Here is a 14,614-nt window from a genome sequence, read left to right as displayed (position 1 = left end):
GTGCGTTGGAGACGGCGGGCGGGGGGTACGGCGCCTCCCCGCCCGCCGCCGGCTTCTGCGGGCGCCGCCCTACGAGGGCGAGGGCAGCTCCCTGAGCTGGATGTTGCGGAAGGACACCTGGTCGTCGGCTCCGTGGTTCTGGATGCCGATGTGGCCGTCCTTCAGGCTGCGGGCCGGATCGGCGTTGGTGAAGTCGTTGATCTTCACCCCGTTGAGGAAGACCCTGAGGCGCTCCCCCTGGACCCTGATCTCGTAGCTGTTCCACTGGCCGGGCGGCCGCAGGACTCGGTCGCGCGCCCTGATGTCCGCCGACTTGGAGCCGTAGACGGCACCGGTGGTGCGGTCCGCGGCGTCGGTGGCGTCGATCTGGATCTCGTAGCCCTTGGTGACCGCGGACCAGGGGTCGTCGGAGGCGGGAAAGCCGACGAAGACGCCGGAGTTGTCGTCGCCGGCCATCTTCCAGTCCAGCTTCAGCGAGTAGGACGTCAGCTCCTTGGCCTGGTACCAGAGCATCCCCATGCCTCCCTCGGTGCGCAGCTCGCCGTCCACGACGTCGAACCCGCCCGGCCCGGCCTGCTTCCAGCCGTCCGCCGACTCGCCGTTGAAGATGTCCCGGTAGCCGGTCCCGGGCCTGCAGTCGGCCTTGACCTGGCCGGTGGCGTAGCGCAGGCCGCCCAGCAGGTGCTGCCGGAAGGCGGGCTCGGCGTAGGACTCCTTGGTGTGTCCGCCGCCCGTGTAGAAGGACCGTCCGCCCTCGTAGGCCTGGCACCAGGCGATCGGGTGGTCGCCCTTCATGGTGCCGCCCCGATAGGTGGTCTCGTCGAGGGTGGCGAGCACGCGTGCCCGGCCGCGCGGGTTGGTGCGGTAGTTGTACCACTCGTCGGTGCGCTCCCAGGCCGGTGAGGTCAGATGCGCGGTGGACGGGTGGCCGTGGTCCTCGACCCGTACGGTGGCGGTCTGGATCTCGGGGTGCGAGGCGAAGTGGGCGCCGACCAGACCGCCGTAGAACTCCCAGTGGTACTCGGTGTCGGCGGCCGCGTGCACACCGACGTATCCGCCGCCGCTGGCGACGTAGTCCTCGAATGCCTTCTGCTGCTCGGCGTCGAGCACGTCCCCGGTCGTCGAGAGGAAGACGACCGCGTCGTAGCGGGCGAGGTTGTTCGTCGTGAACTGCCTGGGCTCCTCGGTCGCGTCGACCGTGATGCCGCTGGCGGCGCCCAGCTCCTTCAGCGCGGCGACACCGGCCGGGATGGAGTCATGGCGGAAGCCGGCGGTCCTGGAGAAGACCAGGACGCGCTTGGCGGCGGGGTCCACGGGGGTGCGGGACAGCTCGAAGTCGTCCAGGTCGTAGAGGGCTCCGGCGCCGCCCTTGAAGACCAGGAAGAGTTCGGTGGTCCTCTTCGGCACGGCTCGCAGGGGGACGTCGATGTCCTGGAACGTCTCCCAGCCGCCGGTCACCGGGACGGGGGCGGATCCGAGCAGATTGCCGGTGGCCGATCCGGTGCGTACCTCCAGGAAGCCGCCCGCGCCCCCGGACGAGATCCGGGCGGTCAGCCCGGTCGCCCCGGTGAGGTTGTAGGGCTTGAAGGAGATCCAGTCGCCGTCGTCGATGTCGCCGACGGTCCTGCCGCCGTTGGCGGTCGCCTTGTCGTACGTACGGGTGCCGGACTGGGCGGTGAAGTGCTCGGCCTGGCGGTGGCGAGGCTGGAGCTGCGCCTGGTCGTGGCCGGTCAGCGCGGCCTGGCCGCCGCCTCCGCCGTCCGTGTACTCGGCGTCGAAGACCCCGAAGATGTTCGCGTTCGGGTCGTGGCCGCCGTCGGAGGACGTCTTGATGGTGCCGGTGCACCCGTTGGCGGAGGTCACGGGGTGGCCGTGGCTGTCGTGGCCGAGGATGTAGGTGACCTTCACCTTGGCGCAGTCGATCGGACCGTTCGCGCCGTCCTCGGGGTCGGTGACGGTCACCTTGAACGGAATGGCGTCACCGAAGCTGAACAGCGCACCCTCCGCCGGTAGTTCGAGCGTCACCTTGGGAGCGGTGTTGCCGACGACCACGTGGACGCTGGCGGAGCCGGTGCGGCCGGTCGTGTCCTTGGCGGTGACGGTCGCGGTGTAGGTGCCGTTCTTCCGGTACGTGTACGCGGGGTCGGCGGCCGTGGAGGTGCCGCCGTCGCCGAAGTCCCAGCTGTAGGTGAGGGCGTCGCCGTCGGCGTCGGCCGTACCGGCGGAGGAGAACGCCACCCGCAACGGCGCCTTGCCGGAGGTCCGGCTCGCGGCCGCCTCCGCGACGGGCGAGCGGCCGTCGGTGGCGTTCTCGATCCGGTACAGGCCCGCGTTGTGGTCTCCGCCGAACCAGGCGGTGCCGTAGTCGAGCACGTACAGCGCCCCGTCCGGACCGAACGCCATGTCCATCACCTGGGTGCCCGTCCACGGGACCGGGTTGACGGACCGCACGGTACCGTCGTCGTCCTGCTCGATGCGCTTGATCCAGCGCCGGCCGAACTCCCCGGCGAAGAAGTCCCCGTCGTACGCCTCGGGGAACTTCACGGGTGAGGTCGAAGCGGCGTCGTAGCGGTAGACCGGTCCGCCCATCGGCGACTCGGAGCCGGAACCGAACTCGGGCAGCGATCCGTCGTCGTAGGGGATCCACGCGGCCTCCGCGGGCGGCAGGTCCACCAGGCCGGTGTTGTACGGCGAGTCGTTCCTGGGGGCGGCGCAGTCGAAGGCCGCGCCCGACTCCTTGGTGGCGAAGTCGTAGTCGACGTAGGCGTCGTTGTCGCCGGTGCAGAAGGGCCAGCCGAAGTTGCCGGGCTTGGTGACGCGGGCGAACTCGACCTGTCCCGCCGGGCCGCGCCTGGGGTCGGCGGCGCCCGCGTCGGGGCCGTAGTCGCCGACGTACAGCACACCGGTCTTCTTGTCGACGCTGAAGCGGAACGGGTTGCGGAAGCCCATCGCGTAGATCTCGGGCCTGGTCCTCGCCGTGCCCGGCGCGAAGAGGTTGCCGTCGGGGACGGTGTACGAGCCGTCGGACGCGACCTTGATCCGCAGGATCTTGCCCCGCAGGTCGTTGGTGTTCCCGGAGGTGCGGCGGGCGTCGTACGCGGGGTTGCGTCCGGGGCGCTCGTCGATGGGGGTGAAGCCGTCGGAGGCGAACGGGTTGGAGTCGTCGCCGGTCGACAGGTACAGGTTGCCCTGGGCGTCGAAGTCGATGTCGCCGCCCACATGGCAGCAGATGCCCCGCGTGGCGGGGATGTCGATGACCTTCTTCTCGCTGGCGTTGTCGAGGGTGCCGTCCGCCTTGAGGACGAAGCGGGAGAGCCGGTTGACGCCGTCGAACTTCGCGAAGTCGGCCGCCGTGCCGTCGTTGGGGGCGTCCCCGGCCGGGGTGTCCAGGGGCGGGGCGTAGTAGAGGTAGACGGCCCGGTTACGTTCGAAGTCCGGGTCGAGCCCGATGCCCTGGAGGCCCTCCTCGTCGTGGGAGTAGACCGGGACACTGCCGATGACCTCGGTGTTGCCCGCGGCGTCGGTGCGCCGCAGTTCACCGCTGCGGGAGGTGTGCAGCACGCTGCGGTCGGGCAGCACGGCCAGCGACATGGGTTCGCCGACCTCCTCGCCGCCCTTGGCGAGGGTGATCTGCTGGAAGTCCTCGGCGGCCGCGTCGGCGGCGGGGACCCGGGGGCCGGCGGCCACGCTCTGCGGGGCGCCCAGGGCGAACGAGGTCACGGCGAGCAGGCCGCTGGTCAGAAGGGCGAGTGCGCTGCGGGCTCTGAGCTTCTTTCTGTGCACGAGTGTCCTCCGGAGAAGGCCGGTCGTACGGGGGGTCACCCGCGACCGTCGGGACGCGGGGGGGCGGGTTGCCCCGGCGGGCGGCCCTGGGGCCGCGCCGGGTGTCCGGGGCCCCCGTGCGCCGTCACGCTGGTCGGGGGCGGGTCGGGGTCGGGGGCGCTCCCGGCGGCCCGCCGCGGCCGCCGGGAGCACGGGAAGTGCCGGGCGCGCGGGACTGCGGGGGTCGCGGGGGCTGCCAGGAACGCAGGACGTGCGGGGAAGCGCAGGACGTGCGGGGAACGGAAACCCCGGACGAGCGGGAGGTCCGGGAGAGGCAGGGACCGGGAGAAGCGGCGTGCGGGAGAAACGGGACGCGGGAGAAGCAGGACGCGCGTGAGGCCGGAGGCCGGGAGAAGCGGGCGGACGGGAGAGGGAGCGACGGGGAGGGGAGCGACGCCAGTTGTGTCCTGTACACCTCAGAGGTGCACCTGATGGACGGTAGTCGGGTTGGTCCTGGACCGAAAGCCCTTGTGCGGCACCGGAGTTCCACTTTCCCCCGCCGCAGGACAAAGCCGTGCGCGGGCAGGGCTGCCCCGCCCGGTGGCGGGTGCGCCACCGGGCTCCGGGCTGCGGTCACCTGCTCAGTCGGCTCCGAAGGCGGCGTCGAACGATGCCGAGGGCGGGTCGAAGTCGTACCGCTTGAGCGTGGCGAGTGCTTGGGGGGCGCCGGTCAGACGGTCCATCCCGGCGTCCTCCCACTCCACGGACACCGGCCCTTCGTAGCCGATGGACCGCAGCATGCGGAAGACGTCCTCCCACCGCACCTCCCCCCGCCCGGCCGATACGAAGTCCCAGCCGCGCCGTGGATCGCCCCACGGCAGGTGCGAGCCGAGCCGCCCGTTGCGGCCGTCGAGCCGTGTGCGCGCCTCCTTGCAGTCCACGTGGTAGATCCGGTCCCGGAAGTCGTAGAGGAAGCCGACCGGGTCCAGGTCCTGCCAGACGAAGTGGCTCGGGTCGAAGTTGAGCCCGAAGGCCGGGCGTCGGTCCACCGCCTCCAGCGCCCGCTGGGTGGTCCAGTAGTCGTACGCGATCTCGCTGGGATGCACCTCATGGGCGAAGCGCACGCCCTCCGCGTCGAAGACGTCCAGGATGGGGTTCCAGCGTTCGGCGAAGTCCTCGTACCCGCGCTCGATCATCCGCTCGGGCACCGGCGGGAACATCGCGACCAGATGCCAGATGGACGAGCCGGTGAAGCCGATGACGGTCCGCACACCGAAGGCGGCGGCCGCGCGGGCGGTGTCGGCGAGCTCGCGGGCGGCCCGCCGCCTCACGCCCTCCGGGTCGCCGTCCCCCCAGATCCGGCCCGGAACGATCGCCTGGTGGCGTTCGTCGATCGGGTGGTCGCAGACCGCCTGACCGGCCAGGTGGTTGGAGACGGCCCAGCACTTCAGCCCGTACTTGTCGAGCAGTGCCCGCCGCCCGTCCAGGTAGGACGGGTCGGAGAGCGCCTTGTCGACCTCGAAGTGGTCGCCCCAGCAGGCCAGTTCCAGCCCGTCGTAGCCGAAGTCGCGGGCCAGTCGGCAGACCTCCTCCAGCGGGAGGTCCGCCCATTGGCCGGTGAAGAGGGTGAAGGGACGTGACAAGGGATCGGCCTCCTAGTCCGGTACGGGCGTGTAGACGGCGTTCTTCTCGGCGCTCTCCTCCACGGCGGCCAGCACGCGCTGCACCTGGAGCCCGTCGGCGAAGGAGGGAGCCGGGTCGGTGCCCGACGCGATCGCGTGCACCAGGTCGCGCGCCTGGTGGGCGAAGGTGTGCTCGTAGCCGATGGCGTGGCCCGGCGGCCACCATGCCTCCAGGTAGGGGTGGTCCGGCTCGGTGACGAGGATGCGACGGAATCCGGCCGACGCGGCGGCCTCGGTGTGGTCGTGGAAGGACAGCTCGTTGAGCCGCTCCAGGTCGAAGGCGAGCGACCCCTTCTCGCCGTTGAGCTCCAGCCGCAGGGCGTTCTTGCGGCCCGCCGCCATCCGGGTCGCCTCGAAGGTGGCGAGCGCCCCGGACGCGAGCCGCCCGGTGAACACGGCGGCGTCGTCCACGGTGACCGCACCGCGCCCGACGGTTCCCGGCGCGGCTCCCGCCCCGGACAGTCCGGCCGAGGCGCCCGCGAGCAGCGGCCGTTCCCGTACGAACGTCTCGGAGAGTGCCGAGACCCCCACCAGCCGCTCCCCCGCCAGATACTGCGCGAGGTCCACGATGTGCGCGCCGAGATCGCCCAGCGCGCCCGATCCGGCGTGCTTGCGCTCCAGCCGCCAGGTCAGCGGGAAGTCCGGATCGACCAGCCAGTCCTGGAGGTAGGTCACCCGTACATGGCGCAGCGCGCCGAGCCGGCCCTCGGCGACGAGCCGGCGGGCGTACGCCATCGCGGGCACCCTGCGGTAGTTGAAGCCGACCATCGCGATCTGCCCACGGGCCCGGGCCCGGTCGGCCGCCTCGACCATCGCCTCGGCCTCGGCGACCGTGTTGGCCAGCGGCTTCTCGCACAGGACGTGCTTGCCCGCCGCCAGCGCGGCGATGGCGATCTCCGCGTGGCTGTCGCCCGGCGTGCAGATGTCGACGAGCTGCACGTCGTCGCGCGCGATGAGGTCCCGCCAGTCCGTTTCGGCGAAGGCCCACCCGTGTCTGTCCGCCGCGTCCCGTACGGCGGCCGCGTCCCGTCCGCAGACCGCGGTGAGCGCGGGCCGCAGCGGCAGGTCGAAGACCCGGCCGACGGTGCGCCACCCCTGGGAGTGGGCGGCGCCCATGAACGCGTATCCGACCATGCCGACCCCTAGGGTGGGCAGGGCGTCGGAGCCTGTCTGTTCCTTCCGGGCCATCCGGGTTCCTCCTCGTCGGTTGCTCGGTGGTGGCGGGCGGAGCCGGTCAGCTGAAGCCCGTGGGCAGGTACTCGTCGACGTTCTCCTTGGTCACCACGGCCGAGTAGAGGGTGATCGAGGCCGGGATCTCCAGCTCCGACATACCGCCCACGCCCTTCTTCTGGCCGAGGGCGCGTGCCAGGTCGATGGCGGAGGCGGCCATGGTCGGCGGATAGAGCACGGTGGCCTTGAGCACGCTGTTGTCGGCCTTGATCGCGTCCATCGCCGCCTTGGCCCCGGCGCCTCCGACCATCAGGAAGTCGTCGCGGCCGGCCTGCTGGATGGCTCGCAGGGCGCCCACGCCCTGGTCGTCGTCGTGGTTCCACACCGCGTCGAACTGCTGCTGCGCCTGGAGGAGCTGGGCCATCTTCGCCTGCCCCGACTCGACGGTGAAGTCGGCGGCCTGCCGCGCCACCTTGCGGATGTTGGGGTAGTTCTTGAGCGCGTCGTCGAAGCCCTGGCTGCGCTGCTTGGTCAGTTCCAGGTTGTCCAGGCCGGCGAGCTCGACGACCTTGGCGTTCGGCCTGTCCTTGAGCTGTTCGCCTATGTAGCGGCCCGCGTTGAGGCCCATGCCGTAGTTGTCGCCGCCGATCCAGCAGCGGTACGCCTGCGGGGAGGCGAAGACCCGGTCGAGGTTGATCACCGGAATGCCGGCCTTCATGGCCTGGAGGCCGACCTGGGTCAGTGCCTTGCCGTCGGCGGGCAGGATCACCAGCACGTCGACCTTCTTGTTGATCAGCGTCTGGATCTGGCCGATCTGGGTGGCGGTGTCGTTGGAGCCCTCGGTGATCTCCAGCGTCACCTCGGAGTACTTCCCGGCCCGCCGCTTGGCGTTCTCGTTGATGGCGTTGAGCCAGCCGTGGTCGGCCTGTGGTCCGGCGAAGCCGATGGTGACGGGGGTGCCGGGCTTGTCGTCGGCGGCCGGGGCGGTGTCGCCGGCGGGTGCTGTGTCCTTGGCGGCCTTGGGTTCGTTGCTGGTACAGGCGGTGAGCAGCGCACCGGCGGAGACGGCGGCGGTACCGAAGAGCAGTCCTCTGCGGCTGGTTTCTGGCATGGCGGTGGGGCCCCTTTCGGGAGAGGGGGTGCGGGGCGGTGCCGGGTGCCGGGCGGGTGAGGGGCTGTCAGCCCTCGCCGCCCCGCGCGGTGCGGCGCTGGACCAGGACGGCGGCGACGATGATCGCGCCCTTGGCGATCTGCTGGACGTCGCTCTGCAGGTTGTTGAGGGCGAAGATGTTGGTGATCGTGGTGAAGACGAGGACTCCGAGCACCGAGCCGACGATGGTGCCGCGTCCGCCGCTGAGCAGGGTGCCGCCGATGATCGCCGCGGCGATCGCGTCCAGCTCGTACAGGTTTCCGTTGGTGTTCTGGCCCGATCCGGCCAGGACGATCAGCAGGAAGGCCGCGATGCCGCAGCACAGCCCGGAGAGCAGATACAGGTAGAGGCGCTGGCGGCGGACGTCGATGCCGGCGAGCCGGGCGGCCTCCGCGTTTCCGCCGACGGCGACGGTCCGCCGGCCGAAGGTCGTCCGGTTCAGCAGCAGCCAGCCGACGGCGGTGACGGCCGCGAAGACGAGGACCAGGGGCGGGATGCCGAGGACGTACGCGTCGGGGACGCCGAGGTCCAGGACCGACTGCACGCCGACGATCTGGGTCCGGCCGTCGGTGATCTGGAGGGCCAGCCCGCGGGCCGAGGCCAGCATGGCCAGCGTCGCGATGAAGGGGACCATGCCCCCGTACGCGATGAGCAGGCCGTTCACCAGGCCGCAGCCGAGGCCCACCACCACGGCGGTGAAGAGGATGCCGGCGAAGCCGTACTCCTGGGTGGCGACGGTGGTCGCCCATACCGATGCCAGGGCGACGATGGCTCCGACCGACAGGTCGATGCCGCCGCTCGTGATGACGAAGGTCATGCCCACGGTGACGACGCCGATGACGGACGCCTGGGTGAGGACCAGTTGCAGGTTGGAGGTGTCGAGGAACTGGTCGGGCCTGGTGATGCCGCCGACCGCGACCAGCACGGCGAGGACACCGAGCAGGGAGAGGTTGCGGACGTCGGCCCGCAGGCCGAGGGGCCGCCGCCGCCCTGGCTTGTCCGGTGTTCTGGCGGTGGTGGGCGGCGCATCCTGCTGCGCCGCAGAGGCAGGCTGCGTCATGACGTCGGGCTCCCTTCCATCACAAGGTCGAGTACGCGGTGTTCGTCGAGTTCCGCGGCGGGCGCGGTGTGCACGACGTGGCCTTCCCTGAGCACCAGCACCCGGTCGGCGAGGCCCAGGACCTCGGGCACCTCGCTGGAGACGAGCAGGACGGCGAGACCGTCGTCGGCCAGCCGCCGGATGACGGCGTACAGCTCGGCGCGGGCGCCGACGTCGACGCCCCGGGTGGGCTCGTCGAGCAGGAGGACCCGGCATCCCCGCAGCAGCCAGCGGGCCAGGACGGCCTTCTGCTGGTTGCCGCCGGAGAGGGTGCGGATACGGGCGTCGGGATTGCCGGGACGCAGGGAGAGCTCCCTGGTCGCCCGCCGGGCGGCGTCCCGCTCGGCGGTGCGGTCGAGCCAACCGCCGTACGAGAAACGGGACATCGACGACACGGTGACGTTGCGGGTGACGGATTCGAGCATCAGCAGGCCCTGGGCCTTGCGTTCCTCGGGGGCGAGGCCCAGCCCGGCGCGCACGGCGGCCCGGACGCTGCCCGGCCGCAGGGGCGTGCCGTCGACGAGGACGCGGCCGGCGCTGGGCCGGCGGGCGCCGTAGATCGTCTCCAGGATCTCGGAGCGTCCGGAGCCGACGAGTCCGGCGAGGCCGACGATCTCGCCCGGCCGCAGTTCCAGGTCGACCGGTGCGAACTCCCCGGGGCGGGTCAGCCCCTCGACCCTCAGTACGGGAGTGCCGGCGGCCGGACGGGCGGGGCGCCCGGGGAAGACGTACTCGACGTTGCGGCCGGTCATCATGGCAACGATGTCACGCGTCGGGGTGTCCTTGGCGGGAAGCCCGCCGGCCACGGCCCGCCCGTCCTTCAGCACGGTCACCCGGTCGCCGATCCGGCGGATCTCCTCCAGGCGGTGCGAGATGTAGACGACCGCTACGCCGCCGGCGGTGAGGTCCCCGACGATCCGGAAGAGGTTGTCGACCTCGTCGGGATCGAGGGCCGCCGACGGCTCGTCCATGACGATGAGGCGGACGTCGTGGGAGAGCGCGCGGGCCATGGAGACGATCTGCCGCTGAGCGGCCGACAGGTCGCCCACGGCCCGCCCCGGTGCGATCTCGGGGTGGCCGAGCCGCTGGAGCAGGGCGGCGGTCGTGGCCCGTGCCGCCCTTCCCCTGACGACGAAACCGGCGGTGGTCGGCTCATGGCCGAGGAAGACGTTCTCGGCCACCGACAGCCCTTCGACCAGGTCGAGTTCCTGGTAGATGGTGGCGATTCCGAGGCGCATGGCGGCGATCGGGGACTTCAGCGAGACGGGCTCGCCACGCCAGGTGATCCTGCCGCCGTCGGGCTGGTGGGCCCCGGCGAGCACCTTGATGAGGGTGGACTTGCCGGCGCCGTTCTGGCCGAGCAGGCAGTGGACCTCGCCGGGCTGGACCGCCAGGTCGACGCCGTCGAGTGCGCGGACGCCGGGGAACGACTTGGTGATGCCGGACATGGTGAGCAGGGGTGGTTCTGGTGCCATGACGAATCCCCTCGGCGGGTGCGGCCGGTGAGTGGGCAGGGCGATGTACGGGGAGGGTGGCGCGGGAGCCGGGTGGCGCGGGAGCCGGGTGGTGCAGGAGCCGGGTGGCGCGGGAGCCGGGTGGTGCAGGAGCCGGGTGGGTGTACGAGGTGTGCGCGGGACCTGTGTGGCGTCCGGTCCGTGCGACGGGTGCGGTGCGTGCGTGCCCTGCGTGCGGTGCGTACGTCGCGGTCACCCCGTGTGACCGGCGCCGGGTGTGCGTGTGCCGGGTGTCGTGCGACGGATGGTGCGGTGGTGCCGGGTGGGTGCGGGTGCGCCGTGCCGTGGTGACGGATGAGTGCCGTACGAGTGGTGCGGGCGGTGCGTGCCGGTCGCCGGGTCAGGCCGGCGAGAACAGGTGGTCGCTGATGAGCCGGGCGGCGCCGATGACTCCGGCGACGGGGCCGAGCTCGCCCAGCACGATGGGGAGGTTGCCGGTGGCCAGGGGCAGGGACTTGCGGTAGACCTGGGTGCGGACGCTGGCGAGCAGGTTGTGGCCGAGGCCGGTCACCCCGCCACCGATCACCACGAGCCCGGGGTTGAAGAAGCTGACGAGCCCCGCGATGACCTGGCCGACGTGGTTGCCGCCCTCGCGGATCAGCTCCAGGGCGGTCGCGTCCCCGGCCGCCGCTCCGGCGGCGACGTCGACGGCGGTGAGCCTCCCTGCCGCCTCCAGTCGCCGGGCGAGCTCCTCCGACTGCCCGGCCCGCGCCGCGTCCTCGGCGTCACGGGCCAGCGCGGCGCCGCTGAAGTGCGCTTCCAGACAGCCCTGATTGCCGCAGGCGCAGGGCCGGCCGTCCGGTACGACCTGGATGTGACCGATGTCGCCGGCGCTGCCGGTCGTACCCCGGTAGACCTCGCCCCCGACGACGATGCCGCACCCTATGCCCGTACCGATCTTGACGCAGAGGAAGTCGCCCACGGAACGGGCGACGCCCGCGTGCTGCTCCCCCATCGCCATCAGGTTCACGTCGTTGTCGACCATGACCGGACAGCCCAGCTCCTGGCTGAGCGCCTCTCGCACCGGGAAGCCGTCCCAGCCGGGCATGATCGGCGGAGCGACCGGTACGCCTTCGGGGAAGCGGACCGGACCGGGCACGCCGATCCCGGCGCCGTCGAAACCCTCGGCCAGGCCCGAGTCGCGCAGCTTGGCCGCCATGGCCAGGGCCTGTTCGAAGACGGCGACGGGCCCCTCCCGTACGTCCATCGGGTGGTTGAGGTGTCCCAGCACCTCCAGTTCCGCGTTGGTGACGGCGACGTCGATGGAGGTGGCGCCGATGTCGACGCCCAGGAAGCGCAGCCCGGGGGCGAGCCGGATGTTGTGCGAGCGGCGCCCGCCCCGTGAGGCCGCGAGGCCGTCCGCCACCACCAGGCCGGTGTCGAGGAGACGGTCCACCTCGACAGCGAGCTTGGAACGGGAGAGGTCGACCTGGTCACCCAGCTGCGCACGGGAGTTGGGGCCCCCGTCGCGCAAGAGCCGGAGCAGTCGGGCCTGGTGCGCGTTGGCGGGTCGAGCCGTCATACGTCTCACGCGCCCCTCCCCGCCGTGTTGGCTGTGCCCGCCGGACCGGCCGTCCCGCGGATCGTCCCCGGCGGATCCGTCCGGCCGAGCACGCCGGGCCGATTCCGTCGGCTTTCGAGGGGGAACGTAGCAGCGCTTTGCCGCAGGGGGAAGAAGTTGCGCAGCGATCCGCTCCAACTTTCTCCACACTCAGGACAAAGCATCGGGGGAAGCCGAGAGCCGCGACGGGGAGGCGGGGCGGACGGGCGCCGCCCGATCGGCCCCGCTGACGGAACGCGGACGGCCTGGCCCGCGTCCCGGCTCACGGCCGATCGGCCCCGCTCACGGGACGCGGACGACCTGGCCCGCGTACGAGAGGTTGCCGCCGAAACCGAAGAGCAGCGCGGGAGCGCCCGACACGACCTCGCCGCGCTCGACGAGCTTGGACAGGGCCAGCGGGATGGAGGCGGCCGAGGTGTTGCCGGAGTCGACCACGTCACGCGCCACCACCGCGTTGACCGCGCCGATCCTCTGCGCGACGGGCTCGATGATGCGCAGGTTGGCCTGGTGCAGGACGACGGCCGCCAGGTCCTCCGGCGTGATGCCCGCGCGCTCGCACACCTTGCGTGCGATCGGCGGCAGCTGGGTGGTGGCCCACCGGTAGACCGCCTGGCCCTCCTGCGCGAAGCGTGGCGGGGTGCCCTCGATGCGCACGGCGTGGCCCATCTCCGGGACGGAGCCCCACAGCACCGGTCCGATGCCCGCCTCGGGCGCGGCCTCGACGACCGCCGCCCCGGCACCGTCGCCGACCAGCACGCACGTGGTGCGGTCGGTCCAGTCGGTGATCCCGGTCATCTTGTCGGCGCCGATGACCAGGACGCGCTGGGCCGAACCCGCCCGGACGGCGTGGTCGGCGGTGGCCAGCGCATGGGTGAAACCCGCGCACACCACATTGAGGTCCATGGTGGCCGGGGACGCCATGCCGAGCCGGGCGGCGACCCGGGCAGCGGTGTTCGGGGACCGGTCGATGGCCGTGGAGGTGGCGACCAGGACCATGTCCACGTCGGCCGGGGTGAGCCCTGCCGACGCGAGCGCCTTGGCGCCCGCGTGCGCGGCCAGCTCGTCGACCGGCTCGTCGGGGCCGGCGACATGGCGGGTCCTGATGCCGACCCGGCTGCGGATCCACTCGTCGCTGGTGTCCACCAGCGCCGTGAGATCGTCGTTGGTGAGCACCTTGGCGGGCTGGTAGTGGCCGAGCGCGGCGATACGAGTGCCCGTCATGCTCGGGACCCCCTTGGCTTGAGGTGTGCAGGAGCCCTCCAGTTTCGTCAACGACTCACCGGTAACCGGACGGGTGACCCCACAGGATTCCGGCCCATGTGTTGGAGAGTCCACCACAACTCCGTACCCCTCCCGGGTTACCTGGTGAACGGTTGTGGTGCCTTTCTGACCGGTTCGTAGCGGCCGTAGGCGAGCGGTGCGCCCCCCATGTCCGGCCAGGGCGTCAACGGGGAGACGACGACCACGGCTGCCGCCTCGCCGGGCCCCGGTACGTTCCGGACGGGTCCCCCAGGCACGCGGGGACGGTCGCGAAGCCGCCGCTGCGGAAAGAAGGGGACGACCGAGCGCAGTCGGCGAGCAGCGGCTTCGAACACCGGGCGGCCGGGTGCGCGCGGGCGCGGAGGCCGCTGCGATCGGGCGCCGCGTGTGCAGGACAATGACACCGTGGAGGCCACCGGCCACCTCCGCGCACGACGCCCGGTGGCACACGGCCCTCCGTGCGGCACGGGCCGTTTTCGGTTTCCAGCCTGGCCGCAGCGCTGGACGAGACGAGTGGACTGATCAGATATGGGACGGGTCACCGAGCGCCGCCGCGTCATCCGCATCCGGGACGGGGCGGTCTCCTCCCGCCCCGACACCCTTGTCGCCGAGGAGCCACTGGAGATCCGGCTGAACGGCAAGCCGCTCGCCATCACCATGCGCACTCCCGGTGACGACTTCGCCCTCGCGGCGGGCTTCCTGGTGAGCGAGGGGGTGCTCGCCGAGGCGTCCGACGTGCGTTCCATCGTGTACTGCGCCGGGGCCACGGACGACGGGACGAACACCTACAACGTGGTGGACGTCCAGCTCGCCGCGGGTGTCGCCGTCCCCGACATCACGCTGGAGCGCAACGTGTACACGACCTCGTCGTGCGGTCTGTGCGGCAAGGCCAGCCTGGACGCGGTACGCACCACGGCCCGGTTCCCCATCGCCGACCGTCCTCCGGTGCGGGTCGACCCCGAACTCCTCGCCGTCCTGCCCGAGCGGCTGCGCGCGGCGCAGCGGGTCTTCGACCGGACCGGGGGACTGCACGCCGCCGCGCTCTTCTCGGAGACGGGCGAGCTCCTGGACGTACGGGAGGACGTCGGGCGCCACAACGCGGTGGACAAACTGGTGGGCCGGGCCCTGCGCGAGGACCGGCTGCCGCTGGACCGGGCGATCCTGCTGGTCTCGGGCCGGGCGTCGTTCGAGCTGGCGCAGAAGGCCGTGATGGCCGGCATACCGGTCCTGGCGGCGGTATCGGCTCCGTCGTCGCTGGCCGTGGATCTGGCGGCCGGGACGGGACTGACCCTGATCGGTTTCCTGCGCGGCCGGAACATGAACGTGTACGCGGGTGAGCACCGTCTCGTCCTGGAGGAGGCGGCCCCGCTGATCTGACCGCGAAGCGGTCCGGCACACGAACCGGCCGGTCGGCGG

9 protein-coding genes are annotated in these 14,614 nt (G+C 71.9%); 1 reads left to right on the top strand and 8 read right to left on the bottom strand.

The annotated features are described in order from the left end of the window. Positions 1 to 69: 69 nt before the first annotated feature. From PUR26_RS16240 to PUR26_RS16205, 8 genes are all read right to left on the bottom strand, one after another. Positions 70 to 3,783 (bottom strand): ThuA domain-containing protein, encoded by a 3,714-nt coding sequence (locus PUR26_RS16240; protein WP_329873084.1) that lies wholly within the window; start codon positions 3,781 to 3,783, stop codon positions 70 to 72. Between the two features lie 620 nt (positions 3,784 to 4,403). After that, positions 4,404 to 5,405 carry a sugar phosphate isomerase/epimerase family protein gene (locus PUR26_RS16235; RefSeq protein WP_329873083.1) on the bottom strand — a complete coding sequence of 334 codons (1,002 nt, stop codon included), beginning with the start codon at positions 5,403 to 5,405 and terminating at the stop codon, positions 4,404 to 4,406. 12 nt (positions 5,406 to 5,417) lie between these two features. After that, positions 5,418 to 6,632 carry a Gfo/Idh/MocA family protein gene (locus PUR26_RS16230; protein WP_329873082.1) on the bottom strand — a complete coding sequence of 405 codons (1,215 nt, stop codon included), beginning with the start codon at positions 6,630 to 6,632 and terminating at the stop codon, positions 5,418 to 5,420. A gap of 46 nt (positions 6,633 to 6,678) precedes the next feature. Then, complete coding sequence (locus tag PUR26_RS16225; RefSeq protein WP_329873081.1) at positions 6,679 to 7,725, bottom strand: substrate-binding domain-containing protein; 1,047 nt, start codon at positions 7,723 to 7,725, stop codon at positions 6,679 to 6,681. Positions 7,726 to 7,792: 67 nt separating this feature from the next. Beyond that, positions 7,793 to 8,824, bottom strand: coding sequence for an ABC transporter permease (locus tag PUR26_RS16220; protein ID WP_329873080.1), 1,032 nt, complete (start codon positions 8,822 to 8,824; stop codon positions 7,793 to 7,795). Next, a complete protein-coding gene (locus PUR26_RS16215) occupies positions 8,821 to 10,338 on the bottom strand; it encodes a sugar ABC transporter ATP-binding protein (protein ID WP_329873079.1) in 1,518 nt (505 codons plus the stop codon). The genes PUR26_RS16220 and PUR26_RS16215 overlap by 4 nt, the downstream gene beginning before the upstream one ends. A 379-nt stretch (positions 10,339 to 10,717) precedes the next feature. Beyond that, positions 10,718 to 11,899, bottom strand: coding sequence for an ROK family transcriptional regulator (locus PUR26_RS16210; RefSeq protein ID WP_329873078.1), 1,182 nt, complete (start codon positions 11,897 to 11,899; stop codon positions 10,718 to 10,720). A gap of 321 nt (positions 11,900 to 12,220) precedes the next feature. Further along, positions 12,221 to 13,159, bottom strand: a complete 939-nt coding sequence (locus PUR26_RS16205) for a beta-ketoacyl-ACP synthase III (protein ID WP_329873077.1) — start codon at positions 13,157 to 13,159, stop codon at positions 12,221 to 12,223. A 567-nt stretch (positions 13,160 to 13,726) separates the two neighbouring features. On the opposite strand from PUR26_RS16205, the gene fdhD reads away from it, so the two are divergent. Next, positions 13,727 to 14,575 (top strand): formate dehydrogenase accessory sulfurtransferase FdhD, encoded by an 849-nt coding sequence (gene fdhD, locus PUR26_RS16200; RefSeq protein WP_329873076.1) that lies wholly within the window; start codon positions 13,727 to 13,729, stop codon positions 14,573 to 14,575. The last annotated feature ends 39 nt before the right edge of the window (positions 14,576 to 14,614 follow it).

The sequence above is a fragment of the Streptomyces sp. SP18CS02 genome (assembly GCF_036322365.1).
Taxonomy (GTDB): Bacteria; Actinomycetota; Actinomycetes; order Streptomycetales; family Streptomycetaceae; genus Streptomyces.
The sequence above is the reverse complement of the archived record's forward strand: the minus strand, read 5'-3'. Positions and strand labels throughout refer to the sequence as shown.

Excerpts from the sequence above, each read along its gene's own strand:
- PUR26_RS16230 (WP_329873082.1), bottom strand. The coding sequence starts at position 6,632 with ATGGCCCGGAAGGAACAGACAGGCTCCGACGCCCTGCCCACCCTAGGG.
- PUR26_RS16225 (WP_329873081.1), bottom strand. The coding sequence starts at position 7,725 with ATGCCAGAAACCAGCCGCAGAGGACTGCTCTTCGGTACCGCCGCCGTC.
- PUR26_RS16220 (WP_329873080.1), bottom strand. The coding sequence starts at position 8,824 with ATGACGCAGCCTGCCTCTGCGGCGCAGCAGGATGCGCCGCCCACCACC.
- PUR26_RS16215 (WP_329873079.1), bottom strand. The coding sequence starts at position 10,338 with ATGGCACCAGAACCACCCCTGCTCACCATGTCCGGCATCACCAAGTCG.
- PUR26_RS16210 (WP_329873078.1), bottom strand. The coding sequence starts at position 11,899 with ATGACGGCTCGACCCGCCAACGCGCACCAGGCCCGACTGCTCCGGCTC.
- PUR26_RS16205 (WP_329873077.1), bottom strand. The coding sequence starts at position 13,159 with ATGACGGGCACTCGTATCGCCGCGCTCGGCCACTACCAGCCCGCCAAG.
- fdhD (WP_329873076.1), top strand. The coding sequence starts at position 13,727 with ATGGGACGGGTCACCGAGCGCCGCCGCGTCATCCGCATCCGGGACGGG.